Annotated in this window: 26 protein-coding genes and 1 pseudogene; 21 read left to right on the forward strand and 6 right to left on the reverse strand. The window is 63.9% G+C overall.

Features of this window, described 5'->3' with window-relative positions; genetic code table 11:
* Nucleotides 1-164: 164 nt before the first annotated feature.
* From CXY79_RS07050 to CXY79_RS07065, 4 genes are all read left to right on the forward strand, one after another.
* Nucleotides 165-749, forward strand: coding sequence for a chlorite dismutase family protein (locus CXY79_RS07050; RefSeq protein ID WP_104100427.1), 585 nt, complete (start codon nt 165-167; stop codon nt 747-749).
* 245 nt (nt 750-994) lie between these two features.
* A complete protein-coding gene (locus tag CXY79_RS07055; protein WP_104100428.1) occupies nt 995-1,258 on the forward strand; it encodes a hypothetical protein in 264 nt (87 codons plus the stop codon).
* A 294-nt stretch (nt 1,259-1,552) separates the two neighbouring features.
* Nucleotides 1,553-2,209, forward strand: coding sequence for a histidine phosphatase family protein (locus CXY79_RS07060; protein WP_104100429.1), 657 nt, complete (start codon nt 1,553-1,555; stop codon nt 2,207-2,209).
* A gap of 794 nt (nt 2,210-3,003) precedes the next feature.
* Entirely contained in the window at nt 3,004-3,558 is a 555-nt protein-coding gene (locus tag CXY79_RS07065; protein WP_104100430.1) for a hypothetical protein, read from the forward strand.
* 405 nt (nt 3,559-3,963) lie between these two features.
* Here the strand turns inward: CXY79_RS07065 and CXY79_RS15670 are convergent, their stop codons facing one another.
* Entirely contained in the window at nt 3,964-4,212 is a 249-nt protein-coding gene (locus CXY79_RS15670; RefSeq protein ID WP_134373144.1) for a hypothetical protein, read from the reverse strand.
* Between the two features lie 85 nt (nt 4,213-4,297).
* Between CXY79_RS15670 and CXY79_RS07075 the strand changes: the two genes are divergently transcribed.
* Nucleotides 4,298-4,591: a hypothetical protein gene (locus CXY79_RS07075; RefSeq protein ID WP_104100432.1), complete on the forward strand. Its 294-nt coding sequence runs from the start codon at nt 4,298-4,300 to the stop codon at nt 4,589-4,591.
* Here CXY79_RS07075 and CXY79_RS07080 read toward each other — a convergent pair.
* A complete protein-coding gene (locus CXY79_RS07080; protein WP_104100433.1) occupies nt 4,557-5,141 on the reverse strand; it encodes an XRE family transcriptional regulator in 585 nt (194 codons plus the stop codon). The two genes, CXY79_RS07075 and CXY79_RS07080, sit on opposite strands and share 35 nt — an antisense overlap.
* 102 nt (nt 5,142-5,243) lie before the next feature.
* On the opposite strand from CXY79_RS07080, the gene speB reads away from it, so the two are divergent.
* Genes speB through CXY79_RS07100 form a run of 4 tightly spaced genes read left to right on the forward strand, consistent with a single transcriptional unit; the run spans nt 5,244 to nt 8,747 of the window.
* The gene (gene speB, locus CXY79_RS07085; RefSeq protein ID WP_104100434.1) at nt 5,244-6,242 is read left to right on the forward strand and encodes an agmatinase; all 999 of its coding nucleotides are present in this window, start codon (nt 5,244-5,246) and stop codon (nt 6,240-6,242) included.
* 42 nt (nt 6,243-6,284) lie between these two features.
* Complete coding sequence (locus CXY79_RS07090) at nt 6,285-6,680, forward strand: nuclear transport factor 2 family protein (protein WP_104100435.1); 396 nt, start codon at nt 6,285-6,287, stop codon at nt 6,678-6,680.
* A gap of 29 nt (nt 6,681-6,709) precedes the next feature.
* The gene (locus CXY79_RS07095; RefSeq protein ID WP_104100436.1) at nt 6,710-8,086 is read left to right on the forward strand and encodes a cytosine permease; all 1,377 of its coding nucleotides are present in this window, start codon (nt 6,710-6,712) and stop codon (nt 8,084-8,086) included.
* Nucleotides 8,067-8,747, forward strand: coding sequence for a cyclase family protein (locus CXY79_RS07100; RefSeq protein ID WP_104100437.1), 681 nt, complete (start codon nt 8,067-8,069; stop codon nt 8,745-8,747). The genes CXY79_RS07095 and CXY79_RS07100 overlap by 20 nt, the downstream gene beginning before the upstream one ends.
* Before the next feature lie 461 nt (nt 8,748-9,208).
* On the opposite strand, the gene CXY79_RS07105 is transcribed toward CXY79_RS07100, so the two are convergent.
* Nucleotides 9,209-9,832 (reverse strand): TetR/AcrR family transcriptional regulator, encoded by a 624-nt coding sequence (locus tag CXY79_RS07105; protein ID WP_199186741.1) that lies wholly within the window; start codon nt 9,830-9,832, stop codon nt 9,209-9,211.
* 137 nt (nt 9,833-9,969) lie between these two features.
* On the opposite strand from CXY79_RS07105, the gene CXY79_RS07110 reads away from it, so the two are divergent.
* The 3 genes from CXY79_RS07110 to CXY79_RS16200 all read left to right on the forward strand — a co-directional run bounded on the left by CXY79_RS07110 (nt 9,970) and on the right by CXY79_RS16200 (nt 11,657).
* Entirely contained in the window at nt 9,970-10,545 is a 576-nt protein-coding gene (locus CXY79_RS07110; RefSeq protein ID WP_104100439.1) for a DUF4386 domain-containing protein, read from the forward strand.
* A 144-nt stretch (nt 10,546-10,689) separates the two neighbouring features.
* On the forward strand, nt 10,690-11,046 hold the full coding sequence (locus CXY79_RS16195; RefSeq protein ID WP_198412245.1) for an alcohol dehydrogenase catalytic domain-containing protein: 357 nt from the start codon (nt 10,690-10,692) through the stop codon (nt 11,044-11,046).
* Nucleotides 11,047-11,177: 131 nt separating this feature from the next.
* Complete coding sequence (locus CXY79_RS16200; RefSeq protein WP_199186738.1) at nt 11,178-11,657, forward strand: zinc-binding dehydrogenase; 480 nt, start codon at nt 11,178-11,180, stop codon at nt 11,655-11,657.
* Nucleotides 11,658-11,979: 322 nt separating this feature from the next.
* On the opposite strand, the pseudogene CXY79_RS07120 reads toward CXY79_RS16200, so the two are convergent.
* Nucleotides 11,980-12,513: pseudogene (locus CXY79_RS07120) on the reverse strand (transposase); the annotation flags it as partial.
* Between the two features lie 188 nt (nt 12,514-12,701).
* On the opposite strand from CXY79_RS07120, the gene CXY79_RS07125 reads away from it, so the two are divergent.
* Nucleotides 12,702-13,505: a LysM domain-containing protein gene (locus tag CXY79_RS07125; RefSeq protein WP_104100440.1), complete on the forward strand. Its 804-nt coding sequence runs from the start codon at nt 12,702-12,704 to the stop codon at nt 13,503-13,505.
* 78 nt (nt 13,506-13,583) lie between these two features.
* Here the strand turns inward: CXY79_RS07125 and CXY79_RS07130 are convergent, their stop codons facing one another.
* Both CXY79_RS07130 and CXY79_RS07135 read right to left on the reverse strand, forming a co-directional pair.
* Nucleotides 13,584-14,138, reverse strand: coding sequence for a GNAT family N-acetyltransferase (locus CXY79_RS07130; protein ID WP_134570374.1), 555 nt, complete (start codon nt 14,136-14,138; stop codon nt 13,584-13,586).
* 38 nt (nt 14,139-14,176) lie between these two features.
* Nucleotides 14,177-14,923 carry a phosphotransferase gene (locus tag CXY79_RS07135; protein WP_104100442.1) on the reverse strand — a complete coding sequence of 249 codons (747 nt, stop codon included), beginning with the start codon at nt 14,921-14,923 and terminating at the stop codon, nt 14,177-14,179.
* Nucleotides 14,924-15,288: 365 nt separating this feature from the next.
* Here CXY79_RS07135 and CXY79_RS07140 point away from each other — a divergent pair, with 365 nt between their 5' ends.
* The 8 genes from CXY79_RS07140 to nrfD all read left to right on the forward strand — a co-directional run bounded on the left by CXY79_RS07140 (nt 15,289) and on the right by nrfD (nt 24,173).
* Entirely contained in the window at nt 15,289-15,876 is a 588-nt protein-coding gene (locus CXY79_RS07140) for a helix-turn-helix domain-containing protein (protein WP_104100443.1), read from the forward strand.
* A 12-nt stretch (nt 15,877-15,888) separates the two neighbouring features.
* The gene (locus tag CXY79_RS07145; RefSeq protein WP_104100444.1) at nt 15,889-17,172 is read left to right on the forward strand and encodes an MFS transporter; all 1,284 of its coding nucleotides are present in this window, start codon (nt 15,889-15,891) and stop codon (nt 17,170-17,172) included.
* Between the two features lie 458 nt (nt 17,173-17,630).
* Nucleotides 17,631-17,891, forward strand: coding sequence for a hypothetical protein (locus CXY79_RS07150; protein ID WP_104100445.1), 261 nt, complete (start codon nt 17,631-17,633; stop codon nt 17,889-17,891).
* A gap of 397 nt (nt 17,892-18,288) precedes the next feature.
* Nucleotides 18,289-20,289, forward strand: coding sequence for a Sec-dependent nitrous-oxide reductase (nosZ, locus tag CXY79_RS07155; RefSeq protein WP_104100446.1), 2,001 nt, complete (start codon nt 18,289-18,291; stop codon nt 20,287-20,289).
* Nucleotides 20,290-20,339: 50 nt separating this feature from the next.
* Nucleotides 20,340-20,684: a cupredoxin domain-containing protein gene (locus tag CXY79_RS07160; RefSeq protein WP_233191351.1), complete on the forward strand. Its 345-nt coding sequence runs from the start codon at nt 20,340-20,342 to the stop codon at nt 20,682-20,684.
* A 44-nt stretch (nt 20,685-20,728) separates the two neighbouring features.
* The gene (locus CXY79_RS07165; protein ID WP_134401343.1) at nt 20,729-21,310 is read left to right on the forward strand and encodes a hypothetical protein; all 582 of its coding nucleotides are present in this window, start codon (nt 20,729-20,731) and stop codon (nt 21,308-21,310) included.
* A gap of 56 nt (nt 21,311-21,366) precedes the next feature.
* Entirely contained in the window at nt 21,367-22,230 is an 864-nt protein-coding gene (locus tag CXY79_RS07170) for a 4Fe-4S dicluster domain-containing protein (protein WP_104100449.1), read from the forward strand.
* A complete protein-coding gene (gene nrfD / locus CXY79_RS07175) occupies nt 22,227-24,173 on the forward strand; it encodes an NrfD/PsrC family molybdoenzyme membrane anchor subunit (protein WP_104100450.1) in 1,947 nt (648 codons plus the stop codon). The genes CXY79_RS07170 and nrfD overlap by 4 nt, the downstream gene beginning before the upstream one ends.
* Nucleotides 24,174-24,182 lie beyond the last annotated feature (9 nt).

Here is a 24,182-nt window from a genome sequence, read left to right on the forward strand (position 1 = left end):
CGTCAACCATGATGAACGCCAGGCCCAGATCTGGCGGCCGCACCTTTTTGGGCTGACGCTGGGGCGTCGACCTGAGGATGCCTGATCGCACGCCATCAGAGCCTGCTGGGGCGGTTCTCAAGATGATGTTAGCGTCGAAGTCGCTGATACCGTCAGGAGTTCCAATGACCGACGCCCTACCCGTCACTTTCACTGCAGGCGATGCTGGCCAGTGGCGTATTGATCGCATCATCGCGGTGACCGGTGACGGGCTCCCCGCCGCCGCGCGTCTGCTGATTCGTGAAGGAGCGGCAGAGGATGAATCATGGTTGTCGGGGTCATCGGCCACGGACGCCCCGGGGTGGACCCTGCGCGGCACCGTTAGTCATCAGCGTTACACGACCGCTGCCGAACTGGCCGAGCTGACGGCGCGGTCACCGGCTCTGGGCCGACCCGGCGCGACCGTCGCCTCCTTTATCCCCATCACCAAGTCAAAGGAGTGGTGGGAACTGGCCCAAGACGAACGCCGGCAGATTTTCGAGGAAACCAGTCACCACATCCGACGTTCCATGAACTCGCTGCCAGCTGTGGCCCGGCGGCTCCATCACAGCCGTGATGGGGGTGGGCCGTTCGATTTTTTGACCTGGTTTGAGTACGCGCCCGAAAGTGTCGCGGATTTCGACGAGCTGCTCGATGAGTTGCGGAGCACCGAGGAATGGATCTTCGTCGAACGCGAGGTCGAGGTGCGCTTGTCGCTCGGTTCGCAGTGACGAGCGCCCCGACGCCGGTCAGTTAACCGCAGATGATGAGCAACGGGCGAGAATGTCCCTCCGGTTCTGGCCTTGGCGTGGTGTCCGGTGGCTGGGGCGTTGGTGGGTCGCTAGTTGCTCCGGGACGGTCCCCGTTCTGGAGCCGGCGGGGCTGCGGGCGGTGAGGCCACCCACCCGGACACAAAGTCACCGTCGTAGGGGGATTCCCAGCCGGGGTTCTTCGCTATGGGTATGTATGTCTCGGCGTGGGCGTTGAGCCAGTCGCCACCCCGCCCTCGGTTGTCGGCGATCTCGAGGGCCTACTCAAGCGCTCGGGAAGAGGGACGAATCTCAGCGTCGATATCGTCGGTGAGACCACGATCAGGGATGTATCGAAGGGACAATGCGGCGCCTCCAATGAAGTAGACACCGGTGCTCAAACCGTCGCCCTGCAGACGTTGGACAAGGTCCCGGAGGCCGTCGATCAGGTCGGCTCGGCCAAGACGGTTAGCACTCTGCGGCATTTTTAGACACTCGCCAGGACGGACTTGTCTAGTACTATGTTGCGACGGGAGAACCCTGCCGGCACGTTCTCATCCCGAATCGTCCTCGTGTAAGTGCTGCCCGAAACATCCGTTGTTCCGGGGTGGGCGAGCAGCTCTTCGCTTTCCGAGCCGTCTGCGCTCACCATGAACGGCCGTAGCCGCGTGATGGCTGGGATGCCCGTTCCCCCACCCGCTTCGAACACCCGCAGGGGTGAACGTTGGCCTTTCCAGCAATCAAGAACCTCCATCGAAACGGGGGTGCGCTACTACTGTTGCCGTATGTTTACGATCGAGCCGCTGCCCAGCCACCCCGCTCCGGATAACCCGTCGGGGAAGCTGATTCTCTTGCGCCATGGGGAGACGGAGTGGTCGAAGGATGGCAAACACACTGGGCTCACGGATATTCCGCTCACTGCCCGGGGAGAGGGACTTGCCCACGGCGCGGGCAGGTTAGTGGCCGACTACGATTTCTCGCTCGTTCTGACGTCGCCGCTGCAGCGTGCGCGACGCACTGCTGAGCTCGCTGGCCTTCAAGCGGAGGTTGATCCGCTCCTCGTCGAATGGGACTACGGCGGGTACGAGGGGCGTACGACGCGGGACATCCGCAGTGAACTCGGCTACAACTGGAGCGCATTCACCCACGGCGTGATTCGTGGTGAAACGCCTGGTGAGACGGTGGAGGAGGTCGCCGCCCGCGCGTCGCGGGTGCTCACGCGGGTGCTGCCTGCCATGGAGGAGGGAGATGTCGCCCTGATCGCGCACGGACATTTCCTGCGCATTCTCACCGCCGTGTACCTGAGGATGGCCCCTCGATTCGGTGCTCAAATCAGCCTGGATGCTGGATCAGTCTCCGTGCTGAGCTATTACCGAGAGCAGCCGGCCATCTTGTCGTGGAACTACGGAGCCGAACTGCCTTTGGTGCCCTCAGAGTCCTAAGTCGCGACCCAAAGTGCTGAAGGACTTGGGATCGCGGTGCCGACCGCGACGGTTCAAATGGTCATCATTTACTCATCACATTCATCTCGATTCGACCCAAATTGACAAAGTACAATTGCAGGTAGCGAACCGCTCGGTTCCCTGTAAAGACAAGGAAATCCGCGAGTTTTCTAAGACATTCGGCGAGAACCAAGTTAAGGCCTGAACCTTCAAGGGGTCGCGGGTTCAAATCCTGTCAGTCCCACCAAATGGGCCGTTTACGAAACTCATTACGAAACGGTCCGGTCGAAACAAAAAGAAATCGCTCCTGAGGCTTCTCAGGAGCCATTTCTGGTTTATGGGGTTCTCGCGTCCGTTTCCGGTCGCGATTCTTGAGTTGTGTGCGAGATCTGCGGCGACGGCCAGTCCGGGAAACCGCTGCTTCCCAGGGGTTTCGGAGTCGACGCGGACGGCGATATTGATTTCCCAGCCCCAGCGGAAGTTTGCGTTCCGGGCCTTCTTGATGGGTGTGGTTTTATCGAACTGCCCTTTGGGCGTCGACACCGCTGAGCAGCGAATGAATTTGCCCCTCGCGCTGGGTCCGATCCGAGTCAGTGTCCGCCGGACTATTGCTCGAGCGTCGTTAGTCCATGAGGTCGGGCGCGCGCCAGACTCCAGTGCGGCGGCATCCGTTGCCCTCGATTTGCACGGGTGGGATAGTGACCTCATGGTGTGGATGCGAGGGCTAGCCGGCGCGATGGCGATCGCCGCGGCGGGCATCGCTGCGGTGGGGAGCGACCGACGACGAGCTCCGCATGACGCTGGCGGGGGATGATCTGCTTCCCAACCCCGACCTCACAGCGACCCGCGGTATCTCGATCGCTGCGACACCTTCCGAGGTGTGGCCTTGGCTTGCGCAGCTCGGCCAGAACCGCGGCGGCTTCTACACCTACGACTGGGTCGAGAACCTCGCCGGCGTCGAGATTCACAGCGTCGACACTGTCGAGCCCGAACTTCAGATCCGCTCCGTCGGCGACGATGTGAATCTTGCTCCCGAGGTCGTGTTGTCGGTTGTCCATCTCGAGGATGAGCGCCATCTCGTGTTGCGCGGAGCGGTCGCCCTCGACGGCACGGGCGCCGGAGCGCCCTACGATTTCACGTGGGCGTTTGTCCTTCAACCTCGAACCGACGGGTCGACGCGCCTTGTCGTTCGCGAGCGGTACGCGTACCTCACCGACTGGGCCAAGGTGCTCGTGGAGCCGATCGAGATGGTGAGCTTCCTCATGACCGAGCGGATGCTCCGGGGTATCCGGGACCGTGCGGAGCATTCTCCCTCGCGCACCTCCTTGCGGTCGCCGAACCATCGTTGAGCGATTCTTATTGAGATCCCTGTTTCTGGCGATACTCGGAAGGGGACGGGACGACCCCCTTGCTGATGAAGCCGGGAGAGAGTTAGAGGTCACTCGCTCCCGCTTCTGGCATCCGACCGCGTCGACGCGGTGGAGAACGGGTGGCCGCCTTGATGGGCAGTAACCCCGATCCGCTCGCCGAGAGTGGGGTGACCGAAGAGGCTCGCACCCAGGCCGCCCCGTCCAGATTCCGCCGGCGCGATGAGGACTCGCACATGTCGAGGCGTGCTCGGCCGGTAGCGGTGACGCTACTGTTTGTCGCTGGCCTGGGTCCGCGGTTCTGATCCGGTTCCTACGCCGTTCCTGAATGTCCACGCAGAACCCTGTCGGCATCCGCGATGGTGGCGCTGCATCGTCGTTAGGAAGTCACCGTGTTTTGCTGGAGAAATCGTTCGGGTCGAGGCCGGCGATTCGACGCGCATGCTCGTGGAGTGCTTCTTCGCTCACGGTGTGTCCAGCATCTGCGAATCGTTCACGCAGCGCGTCGAGGACTTGGGGCTCACTGTGGCCGGCGAGGTCAGCTTCCTCCTGTGCGAGAATCCCCGCCACCTTGTCCTCGTCCGATTGAGAATGCTGGTCTTGGATCGGTTCACTCTGTGTGCCGTCACCATTCATGCTGCTCCTCCGATCTCAAGGGTTCTGTTAGCAAGCCTAACGTTCAGAGTGAGACGCGGACAGGATTTAGTGTGAAGCGGTCGACGTGGACCCGGATGTGCTGCGGGCGGCCGAGTTCGACTTCGCCGGCCCGAGCGTCGCCTTCGAACGCGTCGACGAAGCTGTGGCGGACCACCGCGCTGCGGAAGGGACGAAGTGGATGACCGGCCTCGGTCCCGACCTGGACAGGGTTTTATCTGCCGGGCTCCTGGATACCATCAGCGGATTCCTCAACGATTTCGGGGCGGCCGCGCCCCTGCCTGCGCTGATCTGGACGCTGGGGTTCGAATACGACGCGGTCTCGGTCAGGCCGAGCCGCTCCACGGCGCGGGCACGATGACCCACAGCACGACGGCTGGCTCGCCGCCCTCGACCTGCCAGGTGTGCGGCTCTCGACCGGGGAAGGTCAGTGCGTCGCCGGCGTGGACGGCCACGGTGCGACCGGCGAATCGCACGGTGAGTGATCCCGAGACGACGTGGAGCGCTTCGACGTCGCAGTTGATCGTGTACAGATCGGTCCCGCCGTGCGCGTCCGGCTCGAGTTCTGATCGCAGCAGCTGAACCCGCTCCTCGCCGCGCGGCGACATCAGTCGCTCGTCGGCGTGCACTCCGCCCAAGTTGATCCGCGGAGCGTCGGCGTACGCGACATGGTGAACGTCGGGCTCGGCGAAGAGCGCTCCGACGGGCAACGAGAGCACCTGACACAACTGGACAAGCGTTGCCACGCTCGGTGACGTCTCGTCGCGCTCGACCCGGCTGAGGAAGCCCTTGCTGAGGCCCGTCGTCTGAGCGACCTGGGCGAGTGACATGCCCTGAGCGGTGCGCGCGGAGCGCAGCTTGGCGCCGATGGGTGTCGCGGTGCCTTCGGCGGTGGGGTGGATGGCGCGCACAGTTCCTCCTCGAAGCTGCTCACACATTCGTCCTTGACGATCTGCACGGGACAGCGTACGGTAGCGCTGTAGTTGTCTATAGCGTACCGAAAGTTGTCAAATATGCAACCGTTCAGCAAAGATGCGACGGATGAGCCCCGCGGGCCGGTGGACGCGAGTGTCGTGCCCCGGTTTGCCGGAATCGCGACCTTTGCGCGACTCCCGCGGCTCGACGAGGTCGAGCGGGCAGACATCGCGATCGTCGGGATTCCCTTCGACAGCGGAGTGAGCTACCGACCCGGTGCTCGGTTCGGCCCCGCTCATGTGCGCGAGGCCTCGCGCCTACTGCGACCGTACAACCCTGCGCAGGACGTCTTCCCGTTCGACGCCCAGCAGGTCGCCGACGCCGGCGACATCGCCGCGAACCCGTTCGACATCGCTGCTGCCGTGGCCGAGATCGAGGCGGGCGCGCGCCAGCTCAGCGAGCACGCCGACCGACTAGTCGCCATCGGCGGAGACCACACGATCGCTCTGCCGCTGCTTCGCGTCGCGCACGCGCAGCACGGGCCCGTCGCGGTATTGCACTTCGATGCCCACCTCGACACGTGGGACACGTACTTCGGGGCGCCGATGACTCACGGGACCCCCTTCCGGCGGGCGTCCGAAGAAGGCCTCATCGACCTGACCGCGAGCATGCACGTTGGAATTCGCGGCCCCCTGTACTCGAAGGACGACCTCGAAGACGACGCCCGGCTCGGCTTTGCGATCGTCACGAGCGAATTCGTCGAAGAGCACGGGGTCGCGGCCGCCGTCGAACGCATCCGCGCCAGAGTCGGAGACGCGCCGCTCTACATCTCGATCGACATCGACGTACTCGACCCCGCCCACGCGCCGGGAACAGGAACTCCGGAGGCGGGCGGGCTCACGAGTCGAGAACTACTACGGATGCTGCGTGCCCTGGCCGACCTGCGCATCATCGGCGCCGACGTGGTCGAAGTCGCCCCCGCGTACGACCATGCCCAGCTGACCGCTGTCGCGGCCAGCCACGTCGTCTACGAGCTGCTGAGCGCGATGGCGCCTGGGGTGACCCACCCCGACCGACAAAGCCCCGACCTGACGTAGAAGTCCCGAACCCGACCGACAAGCCCGACGCAGGAGACACCCATGACACTGCCCACCCCAACGGACGAAGAAGTCCGTGCCGCGGCATCCGCCATCGTCGAGGCGTTCGCCGCCACCGACGGCCCGCGCTACTTCTCACTCTTCGCACCTGACGCAACCTTCGTCTTCCACACCGAACCTGCGCGAATCGAGGACCGGGCTGCCTACGAAGCCATGTGGGAGGAATGGGTGGGCGGCGGCTGGAGCGTGCAATCCTGCGCATCGAGCGCGGCCGCGGTGCAGGCGTTTCCCGGCGGAGCCGTCTTCACCCACTCCGTCAGCACGAGCGTGAGCACCGCGGACGGACCCATGTCTTACCGGGAGCGCGAAACGATCGTCTTCCGGTCTGATTCTGCCGGTCTCATCGCCATCCACGAACACCTGTCACCCCAGCCCTGACCAGTCCCTATTCATCGAGGAGCCCAAAGATGTCGCTCTACACCCGTCTCGACCGCCGACTGGACACCAACTCAGATGACGCGGGCCCGGTTCGCGGAACCTACTCGCTCGGCCGCGTACTCATGATCTGGCTGGCCGCGAACCTTGTGGTCACCACCCTTCTGACCGGCACGCTCTTCGTGCCGGATGTGCCGTTCGGCCTCGTCATCGCTCTGATCGTGGGCGGAACGATCGTCGGAGCAGCAGTGCTCGTGACGGTCGGTGCGATCGGAACGCGCACCGGCCTGCCGACGATGGCAATCACGCGCGGACCGTTCGGGACGCGCGGGAGCCTGCTGCCGGTGGCCGCCAACGTGGTCATCCTCATGGGCTGGAGCTGGGTGCAGGCGATGCTCGCCGGGATCGCCCTCAACTACATCGTCGCGTCGATGACCGGGTTCTCGAACCCCGTCATCTTCGCGGTGCTCTGCCAGACGATCGTCGTGATCCTTGCGATCTTCGGCCACGCCGGAGTCGCTCGGGTGGAACCGTGGTTCGCCGCGGTCATCCTCGCGATCGCCGCCTACATCTTCGTCGTAGCGTTCTCTACGTTCCCGCCGGCAGAGTTCGCGGCCATCCCGGCGACGCTAGAGCCGTTCTACTCCCCGGGACTGGCGTTCGATGTCGTGGTCGCGACCGCCATATCGTGGACGGTGCTCTCGGCCGACTTCAACCGCTTCGCATCGACGACCCGCGCGGGCGTGGTCGGCTCGGGAATCGGTTACACCCTGTCGACGGTGATCTCGATGACGCTCGGCGCGAGCGCGATCGGCTACGTCGTCCTGCGGGGCGGCGACGCGATGGCGTTCGACCCTGTGACGATCATCGAACCCTTCGGCGCCCTGTTCGCGGTCGCGATCTTCCTATCCGTGATGGCGACGAACACGATGGTCGTCTACGGCATGGTCACAAGCGTGGTCAACGCGCTCCCCGGCCGCCGGGTGAAGTTCCTGCCCACCGCGATCGTCCTCGGGCTCATCTCGATCATCGGTTCGACCTTCTTCGGTCTGCTGGCCCAGTTCACGACCTTCTTGGTCACGATCGGTGCCCTGTTCGCACCGATCTTCGCGATCATGATCGTCGACTACTACATCGTCGCACGCGGCAGCTACAGCGCCGACATCCTGAAGGCTCAAGGCGGTCGCTACTGGTACACCGGCGGCATCAATTGGCTCGCTGTCGCGTCGTGGGTGGTCGGTGCGGTGTCCGCCTACGTGTGGGCGTACGTGTGGCCGCTTCCGTTCGGTGCGACCGTTCCCGCATTCCTCCTGACCTTCGCCGTGTACTTGGCCTTCTCGCTCGCGCGCCGCAGCAGGACGCCTTTCGAGCCCAGCCAGCACCTCGCCGATGCCGACACCTCTCGCTGACGGCCCTGGAGCGCCGCCGCGCGCGGCACTCCGGGACCTCAGTCACCCGATCACCGACGGGATGCCGGTGTATCCCGGCGACCCGGCGGTCCACGTCGAAGCCGCGCTGGTCCTCGACCGCGACGGGGTGGCCGTGACAGGGCTGCGAATGGGGTCTCATACCGGGACGCACATAGATGCGCCGTCCCATACCGTCCCCGGTGGCCGGACAATGGCCGATGTGGCCCTCGACGAGCTCCTCGGCGATGCGCTGGTGGTGCGGGTGCGAGCGCTCGCCGAGGGCGAGGTATACGGGTGGGACCGGCTGAATGCGGAGCATCCGCTACCGGATCGATTGCCCCCGATCGTCGTGATCGACACGGGCTGGTCGCGGTGGTTCGGCGACGCACGCGCAGTGCGGCATCCGGCCCTCGATGCCGGTGCCGCGAGCGAACTCGTCGCTCGCGGGATGCGGATCCTCGCGGTCGACACGCTGAGTCCCGACCCGACCGGCACGTCGTCGGCCGCCTTTCCCGTGCACGAGGTCGTGCTGGGCCGCGGCGGGCTGATCGTCGAGAACCTCTGCGGCCTGGATGACCTGCCGTCACAGGTGCGGATCGGCTTCTTCCCCCTGCGACTCGGCGGCGACGGGGCGCCGGTGCGCGCGGTCGCCTTCGTCTGAGGCCGAGCAGCGAATGAATTCGCGCCTCGCGCTGGGTCAGATCGGGAGTCAGTGGTCAGGCGCTGGCCTTCCGGGAGGAAAAGAATGAGGGCTGCGGAGGAAATGGAGTTCAACCCTCACCGCCGATCCGCGCCCTGCTAGCTTTCGTAAACAGCCCACCAAGGGCCGTTCGCGAAACTCTTCACGAAACGGTCCGGTCGAAACAAAAGGAAATCGCTCCTGAGGCTTCTCAGGAGCGATTTCTGGTTTAAGCGGATCTTGCGGCTCTTCGTGGCTGCGAATTCGTGTTCAGCGACGCCGCTCAAGCTGTTTTGTCTGTTTTCACGCGCGTCGGATTGTCTCGAATGCTGGGTGTTTTGTCCTCTCGGGCAGTACGTTGACCGTCGCGGGACGGTTAGGTCCGTAGCGGTGGTCCGCCGGTCTCATCCGATGGAAGGTGTTTGGCCTTGTCCGGCCGAACGTTACTGACTAGAAGGAACGGAGTCGCTGAGAAGGGCTACTTCGAGACCGTCGAGAATCAGTTCGAGACCGAAGTCAAATTCGTTGCCGAAGGCGTATCCGGGTTGCAGGATCAGCGATACTGCCATCGCGGCGAGGTTCTTAAAGGAGTCGGCCATGGCTTCCTGCTGCGCCATAATGGCTTCGGTCGCGTCGCCGATGTCGCCGGACGGGTCGAGCGGCAGCGAGGCCTCCTGCTGGGCGAAGCCCAGCACGTAACTGTCCAGGATCGACATGGCGTGGCCCGTCATGGCCATCGAGAAGCCCGCAGCCGTTAAGCAGCCGATGACCGAATCGAGGTGACCGAGGGTCGCCGGTCCAGGGGATGTGCGGGCCTTCATGCTGATGGCCCAGGGATGCAGTGCCAGGACACTGCGCGTCGACCCCGCCCGCTTCCGCATGGCCGCCCGCCACTCGTCCCCAGCACTCGGCGTCGCGAATTCGGAGTGCACGATGTCGAGCATCCCGTCGAGAAGATCTTCCTTGTCCTTCAAATGGTAGTAGAGCGACATGGCCGTTATGTCGAGTGCGGCGGCCAGCTTGCGCATGCTGAGCAACTCGATCCCGTCGGCATCGGCCAGCGCCATGGCGACCCTGATCGCTCGCTCACGGGTGACCGGTGTTCTATCTTCAAGCTTCGCCATAGACATCACCATACGCCGTATGGTACTTTCGCACTGTTCACCATACACCGTAAGGTGCGACGACTGGAGATGAGAAACGTATGAGTAATACACGCACAATTGCCCGCACCGTCGGCGCGCTGATGCTTGCCGCCTTTTTCCTTTACGGCACTGGAAGCTCTATCGCGACGACCGCTTCCCCCGGCGGCCTCCTCACCGCAGGAGTGGTGCTCATGGTGTTGAACTCGGTGGCCGTGATCGCGATCGGAGCTGTCATGCTTCCTGTCCTTTGGCCACACGCTCCCGGAATCGCGGCCAGCTACCTCGCCACCCGGATCTTCGAGGGTGGGTTTTTGGCGGTCGGCGCGGTCGCGCTACTCGCAGGCATGGGCGGCACCAACTTCCTTGCATACAACATTGCGATGGCGGGCCTTGGCGTCGGTAGCCTGCTGTTCTGCATTGCGCTCTACCGCTCACGCCTCGTGCCACGGTTCCTGGCCGTGTGGGGATTTATTGGCTACGCGTTATTCGCGGGCGGGTGCTTTCTCGAACTCGCCGGCGTAGTGGGTGCCAGCCTCGTTTTCACCGTTCCGGGTGGCCTGTTCGAGCTGTTCTTCGCCATTTGGCTCATTGTGCGGGGCTTTGGCACGACCGCAGCCGTAACGGCTCGGGCATGACCGTCTCCTGTCCCACAAAAGGCCAGCCGTGATTGGGCACCGCTCCGGCCCGGCCACCGGTCGCGTCACCGCCGCCCGGCTGTGCGCAGCGCCGAAAGACGTTACCGGTAAGCGGTACCCTGCAGCCGAACTAGGAGGCACATCTTGAAGGCAATAGTTCAGCGGGACTACGGCGATGTAGAAGTGCTCAAAGTGGAAGACATCGACCATCCGGTCGTTGGTCAAAACGACGTTCTCGTCCGCGTGGTAGCCGCGAGCCTCAACCATGCCGACTGGATTCACATGTCGGGCACACCGCTTGTCGCGCGATTGGCCTTCGGCACTCGAAGACCGAAAGCGATGACGCGGGGCAAGGATGTCGCGGGCGTCGTCGAGTCGGTCGGCACCAACGTCACGGCCTTCCGCCAGGGCGACGAGGTCTACGAGAGCTCAGTTCAGGAACCTTTGCGGAGTACGTCGCCGCACCCGCCTCCCTTCTGGCGCGAAAGCCGGTCAATTTGACCTTCGAGCAAGCCGCCGCGGTGCCTCTGTCCGGGATGACAGCTTTGGTCGGCTTGCGCGATGCCGGTTCGGTGACGCCCGGTCAGCGGGTGCTGGTCAATGGGGCATCCGGGGGAGTAAGGACTTTCGCTGTGCAGATCGCGAAGGCGCTCGGCGCCGAGGTCACCGCCGTGAGCAGCGCCGCCAACGCTGCGCTCGTGCAATCACTCGGTGCCGACCACGTCGTCGATTACGGCCGCGACGACTTCACCCGTGGAACCGCTCGGCACCAAGTCATCTTCGATCTGATCGGGAACCACACGCTGACCGAATTGCGCAGCGCACTCATTTCCAAGGGAGTCCTCGTGCTCTCCAGTGGCACAGGCGGACGCGTGGTCGGGCCTACGGGGCACATCCTCAAAGCCGTTGCCATATCGCCATTCATTGGCCAAAAACTCAAACCATTCACCCAGAATGGCAGCACGAAAACGCTGAACGAGCGACGCGACCTGATTGAGGCCGGGCGGGTGACCCCCGTAATCGATCGCATCTATGGGCTTGCCGAGGTGCCCGCTGCCATGCGGTACTTCGTCGACGAGCACGCCCGTGGAAAGGTCGCGATAAGCGTCTGATCTCGGAAGCGGATGGACCCGACCTCATTTAGCCGTTGGACCGGAGGGCTTCGATGAGCAGCGCGGTGAGCCCCCCCATCGGTCGCGAGCCAGGTGCGCCACGCATCCCACTGAGCGGGCGTCAGCAGCCCAAGGAACCAATCGACCATTGCGAGTAACCATACTCAGCCAATATGCAAACGTGGTGCTGGCCGTTGCCCCTCACCATGTGCTCGTCAACCTCACTAGTGCCATCGCTTTGTAGCTGTCATCGGAGTGGCCAGGGACCCACTCAGGCTTCGAGCTAGAGCGGCGGTCGGAAGTCGGTTCGCGTCTGCGAGTGCCGGCGGAGCGCGGCGAGCTGTTCGGCACGCTTGGGGAGCACGACGTTGGTCTCGTTCGTGCCCGTCACCACTACGGTCTGCTCGCCCAGCGCCCGGGTGATCTCGTCCGCGAGGCGCCGGCCCATTCGCGGTGCCAACTTCAGCAGCTGGTTGCCAAGTCGAGTTGGGCCAGCGGCCTTCATCGCCGCTGGCGTTGGGTAGCGCTGCAGCAGATCCAGCACCGCCGGATGGTCCAGGTGCGGGCCCAGGACCCGCTCCAACGCAGGGTGGATCTGGGCGAGCAGGCCCCGGATACGGTTGCTCGTGGCCGTGATCTGGCCAACGACATCGTCGTCGAAACCGCAAAGCATCGAGAGCTCAGCGACCTGCTCATCGGCCAGCTGCAGCGACCGCAAAGCGGGCGGGAGGCTCCTCGCGGCTTGGGCGATGATCGCGGCATCGCGGGCGTCGGTCTTGGCTTCGCCCGCGTGCAGGTCCGCGACGCGCCTCATTGCCAGCCCCGGCAGGTAGCCCACGAGCACGTCTGAACCGCGGCATCCGGGCAATTCAGGCGACTGAAAAGTCCCCCTGCTTCGCCCGCAAGCCCAACCGCCAACGGGAGGGTTCATAGCGACCGGTGCGTCCGGTGGCGACGTCGGTCGAGCCATCTCGTTTCTCGGGCCCGCGGCTGGACCGGCGACGCGGCCGACTGCCATACTGGGCCCGGCGGGGAGGGGACCTGATGCCACGACTGACGACATCCGTTCTGGGGAGCATCGCTCTGGTGCTCGGACTGGTGGCCTGCTCGCCCCCGACAACCCAGACTCCACCGCTCGACACGGCCGTTCACACTGATGCGTCGGCCCCGCCCGACGGCGCGGTCGACGTCGTCATCCCCGACGGTGTCATCGGCACGGCCGAGCTCACGTCGGCCTCGGGGGACGACACCGTCTCCGGAACCGTCGTCGTCACGGCCGCAGGCGGCGGGTTCGACGTCGCACTGAAAGACTTCCACTCGGACGTTCCCGGAGGCTTGCAACTGTTCTTCAGTCCCTGGTCGGAGACCACGACTTGCCTGGCCGACATGTACAACTTCTCCTTCGGCAACCTATCCACGGACGCCGATCAGCCCGGGCTGAGTTTGGGAGACAGAGACTACTCCCGGGGCAACCCCAGCTACTTCCTGACTGCCGTCATCACGGAGACCGACCCGAGCACGACCGATCCTGACGGCTGCGTGCTCACTCCCCGGGCGGTCGGCACGATCACCTGGGACGTGCCGGACACCCGGCCCGGGCTGCTCGCCGTTGACACCGGTTCCCGGTTCGGCGCCGGCGGCGCCACCGCCACAACCGATGGTGCCCCCATCTCCTACCGGGCGGTCGCTGGCGACACGCTCAACGACATCGCCGACCGCTTCGGCATCACGGTCGACGATCTCGGCTTCCTCAACCCACTGACTAGCCGCCAGCTCCAGGCCGGTGACGATTTGAACCTCCAGGTGGCACTGCGTGGCGGCGCCTCGGTCCCGCCGCCTTGGGCCTGAACGCCGCTTCAGGGCATGAACCGCCGCCCAGGGATAGTGGCCGTGTAGAAACCTCCTCCGAGCGCGTGTGTTCTTGTTCTAATGCGGCACGGTGAGGCTGAGCCAGCGTTCTTCGATGGCGTAGCCGAGGTGTTCGTTCATACGGATGCTGCCGGCGTTGACTTGAGCACCACCCGTGCCGAAGATCCTGACGCCGTCGTGGGCCAACGCCGTGATCGATGCGGCCTTGACGGCAACGGCGAGCCCTCGTCGGCGGTAAGTGCGGTGGACGGAAGTGAATTCGGTTTCCGCGCGCGCGGCAGTCAGTCTCATTACGCTGACGGCCACGAGTTGTCCGTCATGGATGGCGCCAAAGAGACGGCAGCCGAATGTCCACAGGTCGAGCACGTCGGACTCGTCGCGGTGGGGCACGGATGTCGCTGGCGTGTACGGGTAGTCGGCGTGGTTCATGGCTTCGAGTGCTGTGACCTGAGGCGCCCAGCTGGCATCGAGTTCCTCGATCCGGAATCCTTGGCCTGTTGCCGCGACGACGGCGGCGTTCAGGACCGTCAGGTTGGGTGGATCGCTCAGGCGCAGGCGGGCACCCCACGATTCGCCGACAACGAAGTACCCCGCCTCGGTTAGACGCTTCAAGCGTGGATCGTTGACTTGGACTACCTGGATATCCGCGTTCACGGGGCCTTCAGGCTTGCGATCATGTCGAGAAGTCGGTCGCGGTCGCGTCGGTACAGTGCGGCATGCTCCAGGAAATCATTGCGGCCCGTGTCGGCGGCACGTTGATCCGTGAACACGGCCAGATCCTCCATACGGTCCGCTGCCGCCCGAAGAACGGCAGCCTGGTCAAACTCATAGCCGTAGGAACGGATGAGCGCATCGAGCCGGCCCGGGCGAGCATCTCGTCCGGGCGCGTCAGGGTCTGAGTACTCGCCGAGCGGGACGAGTCGATATGCGAGGTAAGCCAGATCCAAAATCCGAGGCCCGGGGGAGGCCATGTCAACGTCGATGAGACCGGTGATGTGCCCGTCTTGGAAAACCATGTTGTACGGTGCGACGTCGTTCAGGCACACCACCTCGATTGGCTCGTGTGCAGGCAACTGCCATGTGGCTGCCGAGTGCGCGAGGGGTGCGCTCGCGTCATGCACCCGTCGGAGCAAGGACCCAGCCTCGTGCAGGATCGTCGACGACCAGATCCAGCTGGGCAACGGGTAGTTGCCGACGATCCCCGGAAGGTAGGAGAGCACTTCGCGGCCCTGCTCGTCCAGACCCAAGGGCTCAGGTACTTCCATCACGCCCGCCGCACGGAGTGTGCTCAGAAGTTGATGTACCGCAGGAGTCCAAGGACCGGCGGGGCGGTGAACGGTATCGCCCACCCGCACGACAATGCTCGAGTTTCCCCCGGCCAGAACCTCTTCATCCATCCCACCAACCTAAAGGCTGCAAGCGGAACCTCAGGGCGAAATGTCGTGCACCCGGGTCAGACGGAGCCTCGCCAGTTCGTGACCGCGGCCCGGTTGGCGTCGTTGAGTCCCGGGGATTCGAGGAGTGTGACCAGGTCGAGGCCGAGAAGTGCGGAGCGAAATGCGCCCTCTATTGTCGTGCCGTGAGTTGTCGTGGGAGGCTACCGAGATCGCGTGCGTTCACCAAACCTTCGATCCGAAGAGCCCGGCCCTCATGTTTCGCCTCGTTGACCATGGGCTCAGCTTAGGAGCGAGAGGGCGCTCGAGTACCAGTTATCGCGCAACAATCATTGCGCAATAACTGTTGTTCTTATAGGGTCAGCGGTATGTCCCCCCGCGACGCTTCACGCACCACGCTCAGCTCGGCTGCATCCATGCGGGTCCTCGCGCATCCGACCCGGTTGCGTCTGCTCGGCCTGCTTCGCGAACGCGGCCCGTTGACCGCAGCCCAGCTCGGCGACATCGTCGATGAGGCTCCCGGTACCATCAGCTACCATCTCGGCAAGCTTGCCTCCATCGCCCTGATCGAGCCCGCCGAGGCTCAGAGCACCGACCACCGCGAACGTTGGTGGAAGGCCACGACCCTACTGACCAGTTGGGAGCCCGCCGATCTGCTCGACGACCCCGATAAGCTCGCGGCGTCTTCTGTTCTGCAGAAGTCGATTGCTCAGGCCTACGCCGCCCGGTTTACGGACTACATCGACGCGACACCTGCCCTGCCTCGTGAGTGGGTCGCGGCAGGCGCGAGCGGGGATCGCAGCCTGCGTCTAACGGTCGAGGAGCTGGGCACTATGCGGGCCGAGCTCGAAGCCCTGGTCACCCGGTGGGTCGACGCGAGCGCTGCTCACGACCCGGCGACGGCCGACGGCGCCGAGCCTGTGGTGCTCGTCTACCAGGCCTATCGCCGTCCCTGAGTCAGACCGCCGATGAGCAAGAACATGAACGAGGCGCTGCCTCGCGACCGCCGCGCAACCGGCGCCCTCTCGGCCCTGCTGGCTGCCCACGCGATCTCGCAAACGGGCAACGTGATCACAGCGTTCGCCATCCCCTTCTACGTCCTCGGCCTCGGCGGGTCGGGCGTCGAGGTGGGAATCGCGGCATTCTTCGCTACCGCCCCGGTTGTGGTCGGCGGGGCGCTCGGCGGGGTTGTCGTGGACCGGGTGGGTCACCGCCGAGCGGCGATCGTTGCGGACCTCGTGAGCGGTGCCACCGTGCTGGCCATGCCGGTACTGGCGCTGACCGTCGGGCTGCCATTCTGGGCCCTTCTCATCCTGGTATTCGCGGGCGGATTGCTCGACACCCCGGGACAGACCGCCCGCCGCGTCATGCTGCCCGGGCTGACGGTACGGGCCGGCGTGCGGATCGAGCAGAGTGTCGGGCTCCTCGACGGCTCTGAGCGCTTCGCCAAGCTGATCGGCGCCTCGATCGCCGGCCTGCTCGTCGCGCTCCTGGGGCCGATCGCAGCCCTCTTCGTCAACGCGGCAACGTTCGCGGTCTCAGCGCTGCTGACCTGGACGTTCGTGGCAGCCGTCCCTGCCACCGTCAGGCTGAGCGGCGACAGCGTTGACACTCCCCATACCTCGTATTGGGCCGACCTGGCTGAAGGCTTTCGCTTCGTCATCCACGACCCGCTGATGCGTTTGGTCGTCGGCCTCGTGCTGGTCACGAACCTGCTCGACGCCGCCCGCGGCTCGACCCTGATGCCCCTCTACGCGAACGATCGTCTGGGAGGCGCGGCCGCTCTGGGTCTGCTGGTGGCGGTCATGGGCGGTTGCGCTCTGGTGGGCAACGTGGCCTTCGGCTTCGTCGCTCACCGTGTGCCCCGCCGCGTGACCCTGGCGGTTTGCTTTGCCGTGGCTGGCGGCCCGTCGAGCGCTGCCTTCGCTATCGGTGCGCCGCTGCCCGTGCTCGTCGCGATGACCGTGCTCTCGGGCCTGGCGGCTGGGGCGATTAATCCGATTCTCGGCGCGGTGGAGCTTGAACGCGTTCCTGAACACATGCGCGGCCGGGTGTTCGGCTTGATCAACGCCGGTGCGTGGGCGGGGGTGCCGTTCGGCGCCCTGCTCGGCGGCCTCGCCGCCGACACGATCGGACTGTCGCTCGCCTTCGGAATCGTCGCGGTCGTCTACACGCTCGTCACGCTGAGTCCACTGACCGGAGGAGCTTGGCGGCACATGGAGCGGCGCCCGGCCGTGATGCCCGCGAAGTGAACGCCCCGAACGCTCGCCAGTCCATGCCTGGTAACCTGTGCCCCGAGATGGAAAGCGCGTCCACTGGTTCTGGGGCGTTGCTGGCATCGTCCCTCTCTCCTCAATTGGCAGCATCTCCAGTGCCGCCGAGACGCTGCTGGTGCAAATGACCAATTTGTAGATCGCCAATCCGCGGCGGGCAACAATGGTTGGACGCGGCAGCTGTACCAGCACTCATCTCCCGCGTCTAAGGAAGAATATTCATGGCTTCTCGAACCCCCAGGCTCTCTCTGGTCGTACTTATCGTGTTGGCCCTCAGTGGGTGTTCGGCTGGTGTTGGCGCCAGCGATACAGCGTCGGCTACAGGGGGAGCGATCGAGTTGGCAGTATCGGAGACGTGCGCTGATGGGGCGGACCCGCAATGCGTTCAGGTCAATGGCGAGAATGTTGTTCTCCCATCCGCACTTGAGCGAGCTGGAGTGAAGGATGCCACCATCGCCGAAGGTGAGGGGCAGAACGCGGTTGACGTGACGTTCACCGAAGACGGGGCGATCGTCTTTAACGCCCTCACGGTGAAGGCTGTCCAAGCCGGAGATTCGGCGCGCCTGATTATCAAGATCGGCGGCGAGATACAGGCTGCCGCCGTGGTGATGGAAGCCTTGGAGGATGATCATGTGCAGATCAGCATCGCTCCAGACGACAACGCCCAAAGAATCGTAGACCTGATTCACAAAGGCTGAGAAGCATCGGCGCTCTGGCTCCGACTGGTGTCGATCCGTTCACCCACGAAATCCACAGTTGTGCCGACGGCGACAGTATGAGAACTACCGCCCTTGTTCCGGAACCGGGGGCGAGACCCGGTATGCTTCGATGAGCATCATCCAATTGGTAGGCTAGAACGCATTCCAAGTGGAGTGCGTCCACCCCATGCCCCCGGCCAAGTCTCGCCGGTCGCATCGTGGGAGCCGCCGCGGCAAACGTGACGACGTGCGTCAAGCGTATTTTGACGCGACCCACTGCCCGTAGTGGCCCGCCTCCTGTTCGGGATCCTCAGCTGGGCGAGCATGACCTGCCATTAGTGCCTGTTTTGCGCGCCGAAAAGCCGTGTGAACCTGCGACAAGTAGGAGGAACATGCCATGAAGATCCCCGCCATGAAACGAAGAGATTTTCTCAAGGTTGGCGGTGGTGTGGTCGCTGGCGCGGCCGTTGGCATCACCGGCACGAACGTTGGCAACAATCTAGGAGCCGGTGGGGAACTCGCGGCTGTGGCCTCAAGCCGGGGACTGACCGGTGCCGAGGCCCGTGCGGCTCTGACGTCGGTGGTGCCACCCGGCAAGTATGATCCGTACTTCATGTTCGCGTCCGGCGGGCACTCCGGTCAGATCTCGATCATCGGCATCCCTTCGATGCGGCTGCTAAAGATCATTCCCGTGTTCTCTCGCGATTCATTCTCTGGATATGGCTTTGGTACGGACGTTGACGGCGTCATCCCGCGGGGGTCCGATCCGACCAAGAGCAATCTGCTGAGCTGGGGCGACACCCACCATCCCGCCCTCTCGGAAACCGAAGGCCGGTATGACGGCCGCTGGCTGTACGTCAACGACCGTGCCAACGGGCGGATCGGTATGGTTGACCTCGCCGACTACAAGACGAAGCAGATCTACGACATCCCCAACATCGGCAGCGCTCACGGCGGAGTGTTCGTCACGCCCGATTCCGAGTACGCCCATGTGTCGTCCATCACTCCCCGGCCGATTACCGATAACGGATATGCGCCGCTCGAAAGCTACGCGGACCTTTATCGAGGCTTCTCGAGCTGGTGTGCGATCGACCAGACGACGGGCCACCTGGTGCCCGAAAAAAGCTTTCAGATCGAGCTCCCACCCTATAGTCAGGATCTCGCGGACATGGGCAAGCTGGCCAGCGCGGGCTACGGGTTCCTGAATTCGTTCAACGCCGAGCTCTCGGTCGGCATGTCTCACAAGAACCCGCCGATTGAAATCGGGGCGGCCAAGAACAAATACGACTACCTCCACGTCATTGACTGGAAGAAAGCCGAAAAGGTCGTCGCTGCAGGCAAGATCATTATGCGGAACGGCATCCGCGTGATCCCGTTGCAAGTGGCCATCAGTGAGGGTATCCTGCACTTCATTCCTGAGCCGAAGAATCCGCATGGAGTTGAGGTCTCTCCCGACGGAAACTACATCGTGATCGCGGGCAAGCTCGACCCGGCCGTGACGGTGTACTCGATCACGATGATCAAGAAGGCCATCGAGGACAAGAACTTCGAGGGCACGGACCGCTACGGCGTTCCGATCATCCCGATCACGGCCGTCACTGCGGCGCATGTCGAACTCGGTGCCGGGCCGCTCCATACGCAGTACGACGGCAAAGGCAACGCGTACACGAGCCTCTTCATCGACAGTGCGATCATCAAGTGGACCCTGGGTCCCGATGCCGGTGTGACTGAAAAGCCGTTTACCGTTCTTGAGAAGATCCCCGTGCACTACAACATTGGCCACCTCGCGATCCCCGGCGGAGACACTGTAGCGCCGGTCGGGACGTACATGGTCGCCCTCAACAAGTGGTCGCTCGATCAGGTGCAGAAACTTGGTCCGCAGCATCCGGTGAACTTGGAGCTTTTCGACATTGATCACACGCCGCCACGCGTGCTGAGCAGTTTGCCCCTCGGCGGATCCGAGCCGCACTATGCGCAGATTATCAGCGTCGACCGGCTCAGCCCGCTCACGGTCTACCCTCCGGGTACCGACCCGGAGACCATGGCTAAATCGGAGTTCGCGACCGCCTCCGGGCAGGAACGAATCGTGCGCGCGGACGGCTTCGTCGATGTCTACGCGACTGTCATGCGCAGCCACTTCACTCCTGAGCAGATCCCGGTCACTGTCGGTGAGAAGCTGCGCATCCACCTGACCAACATCGAGACAGCGGAAAACGCCACACACACATTCGCAGTGCCCAATCACAACCTTCAGGCCACGCTCGACCCGGGGGAGACCGTGAGCGTGGAGTTCACCGCCGACCGGGTGGGATCGTTCGCCTTCTACTGCGCTCAGTTCTGCTCTGCCATGCACATGGAAATGTACGGGTGGCTGCTTGTAGCACCGGCGGGTGCCTGATGAGGCCGGCATCCTCGCGACGCGCGGGCCTTGCATCGTTGTTCTTGACCGTGGTCCTGCTGGCGACGGCATGCAGCACCGGCGGGGCTCAGCCTGACCGGTCGGCGACGTCCTCGTCCAGCTCGTCCACCGCGGTGCTTGCCGTGGTCGGCAAGGAGTTCTCCTTTACGCCGGCCGCCCTCACTGCGGTCGCGGGCGAAACGACGATCCGCTTCACGAACAAGGGAACGACAGGGCATGACCTCTTGATCGATGAGTTGCATGTGCATCTCATGGCTGATGCCGGTGAAACCGTCGAGGCAGACGTCACCCTCGCACCGGGCACATACGCGGTGTACTGCTCGATACCCGGGCATCGGTCAGGCGGAATGGAAGGAACGCTGACGGTCTCATGACGGCAGGAACCGAAGGGTTCGCCCGCTTTTTCCGGCGAGGTTCGGTGACGCGAATCGGAATCGCGCGGATCGTTGCCGGTGCCGCCGGGATCGCTTTGGTACTCGTCGCTGCCACATTGCCGATCTGGCAAATGAGGTTCCTCGCCCCCCAATACCCAGCCGGCCTCGACATCAAAGCGTACGGCAACAGCGTCAGTGGCGACCTGAGTGAGATCACGGTGCTCTCGCATTACATCGGGATGCCGCGCTTCGACGCTACAGGGATGCCCGAGATGACGCTGTGGCCGTTTGTGATCCTGCTCGCTGTGCTGGGAGTAATCATTGCGACAGCGGCGGACAGAGCCTGGTGGCGACGTCTCGCCTGCACCGGATTGTGGCTTATACCTGTCGGGGCGCTGGCCGATGTGCAGTTCCGCCTCTGGCAGATGGGACACAACCTGGATGGTTCCGCACCGATGACCATCGACTCTTTCACCCCATTGGTCGTGGGCCCGACCGTGGTTATGAACTTCACAATGTGGGGCATTCCCGGATCGGCTCTCGCGCTGATCGCGGCCGCCGCCGCACTGGTGACGTTCGCCCCGACTATCCCACGACGCATCCCACGGCGTGTCTCCGAGCGCTGAACGCAGCGTTCACCCGTTCCACTCACGAACACCAAGCAGTTTGGCAGGACATTCGAATGTCTAATAAAGCAGACGAGCCAGTCGAGGCAGGCGACAACCGGGTGAGAAAAACCGGCGTCGGCACGGAAGGCAAGTCGCACACTCTCAGCCGTCGCAACCTCCTCGCCACCCTCGGGATCGCGGCAGCCGGCGGAAGTGCCATAGCCCTCGGGTTCCTCAACGACGACGCGGAGGCGACAACCGGGCAGGGAGGAACGAATGGAAAGAAGGGGAAAGGACCGGAGCACGCGTGGTGCATGGTCATCGACCTCCGAAGCTGCGACGGCTGCAAAGCGTGCACAATCGCCTGTCAACAGCGGCACAAGCTACCGGAGGAGCAGACCTGGATAAAGGTGTATTCGATGGAGGACAGCACAGGGGGCACCTATCCGATGCCACGGCCGTGCATGATGTGTGAGAACCCGCCGTGCCTGTCGGTCTGCCCGGTGAGCGCCACCTTCCGCACTGACGAAGGGCTCGTCCTCGTCGACCCGAACACCTGCGTCGGCTCCCGGGCCTGCATGGCGGCCTGCCCCTACGAGGCGCGCTACTTCAACTGGAACGAACCAAAACCAGTCACAATGATGCCATTCCCTCCGACGCCGCAAATGCCGGTGCCCCAACAGAAGGGAACAGTCGGCAAGTGCGTTCTATGCGCAGACCGACTGCCGTACGGTGAACTACCCGCGTGCGTGACCGGCTGCCCAATGGGTGTCATGTATGTCGGCGACCTGATCACCGACGTCGCCGTGAATGGCCTCGGAGACGTCAAGGTACTCTCCGAATTTCTCAAAGAGAACGACGCCGTGCGATTCAAGGAGGAACTCGGGACCAACCCGCGGGTTTACTACATTCGCGGCCACGGACAGGACCTCTCGTGAGCAACCCGGTCCGGGCCGCAGCGCTTCGCCCATTCGGGACCCCCAGCCGCCGCTACTGGTACGCGATCACCGCCCTCGGCATTGTGGTCCTGGCCGGTGTCGTCGCCTGGATCGTACAGCTTGTGTTTGGGATGGGTGTCGCCGGCTACAACGATCAGGCGTTCTGGGGCATCTACATCGCCGACGTGATCACATTCATTGGGGTCAGTTACGGCGGAGCGGTGGTTTCCGCGATCCTGCGCCTCACCGGCGCCGACTGGCGTGCACCGCTCACCCGGCTTGCCGAGGGCACCGCAGTAGTGACTGTGCTTGTGGGCACGGCACTCATCATCCCGCACCTGGGACGCCCGGAGCGAGTCTGGGAGCTGTTGACCCAACCAAACTTCGCGGCCCCAGTGTTCTGGGACTTTATCGCCGTGATGACCTATACCGCCGCATCCCTGGTGTTCTTCCTGTTGCCACTCGTGCCGGACATGGCCATCCTGCATGGTGAGGGCCCGCACCGGCTCGGCCGGTTCAGAGCCGGCTTGTACAGAGTCCTATCTCGCGGCTGGGTGGGTAACCCTGTACAACGGAAGGTGCTGAACCGGTCACTTGGACTGGTGTCGATCATGATCATTCCCTTGGCGGTGTCGGTGCATTCCGTGCTGTCATGGGCCTTCACACTAACCAACCGCCCCTGGTGGAATGAAAGCATCTGGGCGCCGTACTTCGTCGTCGCAGCACTCTACTCGGGCGTAGCGCTGGTCATTCTTGTCGTCGCGTCATTCCGTCGTGGCTACCACCTGGAGGCGTTTATCACCCCAAGACACTTCGTCCGTCTCGGGATGCTGCTGGTCACTTTCTCCGCGACCTACCTCTATATGACCTTTGCGGATCTCCTGCCTGGCGCGTACATCGGTGAACCAGACACCCTCGCAGTGTTTCACGAGCTCCTGCTCGGCCGCCTGGCCGTCTGGTTTTGGCTATTCGTTATCGTCGGGGGCGTACTGCCGATCGTGATCATGGCGTTGCCCTGGACCAGGAATGTGTGGGGCATCGTCACAGCGGCGGCCCTCGTCGTTCCGGCAATGTGGCTGAAACGGATGCTCATGGTCGTTGCTCCGGCCACATTCGACAACATGACCGGAACCTTCGGCGACTTTCGAATCACATGGGTCGGAGTGGCCATGACCCTCGCCGCAGCGGCCGCCGTTCCGCTGCTGCTCATGCTGCTCTTCCGGGTGGTGCCCCTGTTGTCCATCGACGAGATCGAGGAGATCGACGCCGCGAATGGGACTGTCCGGAAAGCAGAATCCGGGCAAAAGGTCGATGGTAACGGGCGGATGGCCCGATCCGTGGGTATCGTCGTCCTGCTCGTGGGGCTGATGGGTGGGGCGGCAGTCGGGGCTGCGGCTCCCGCTCAGGCGGACACGACGTCAGACACGGCATCCATAGCCCTGACCGGGGTGGAAGCGACCGGCCTAGTGCGGCTCACCGCGACCCTCACCGATCCGGACGGTCGACCCATGTCCCAGGGGGATGTCGAATTCCTCACGACGACGAGCGCACTGGGGGAACGGCTCCTTCCCCTGGGCACAATCGCCACCGATACCACGGGCGTCGCCGTCCTGACCCTGGGCGGAGACTCTGACCACCTCTACCGGCCGTCAGAGGCCGGGCCGCAGGAATTCTTCGCCCACTACACACCGTCTATGGGCGAGCAACCGATCACAGACTCGGTAACCGTGAATGTCACGGTGGGCCAGTCGGCATACCATCCGGCCGAACCCAAACCCTTTGTCACGATGGGAAAGGTCACGGTCATAGCGATCTTCACTATCGTCGCCGCCATCTGGTTGACGTTGACCGTGCAGGTTGTAAAGGTCCGACGGGTCTGTACCGACGCCCAGCTCAACCAGGACACGCAGGGCAGCGAGGGCGGGAAGGTCACCTCCGGCTGACCCCGGACC

The organism is Cryobacterium sp. M96 (genome assembly GCF_002929845.1).
Lineage (GTDB): Bacteria > Actinomycetota > Actinomycetes > Actinomycetales > Microbacteriaceae > Cryobacterium > Cryobacterium sandaracinum.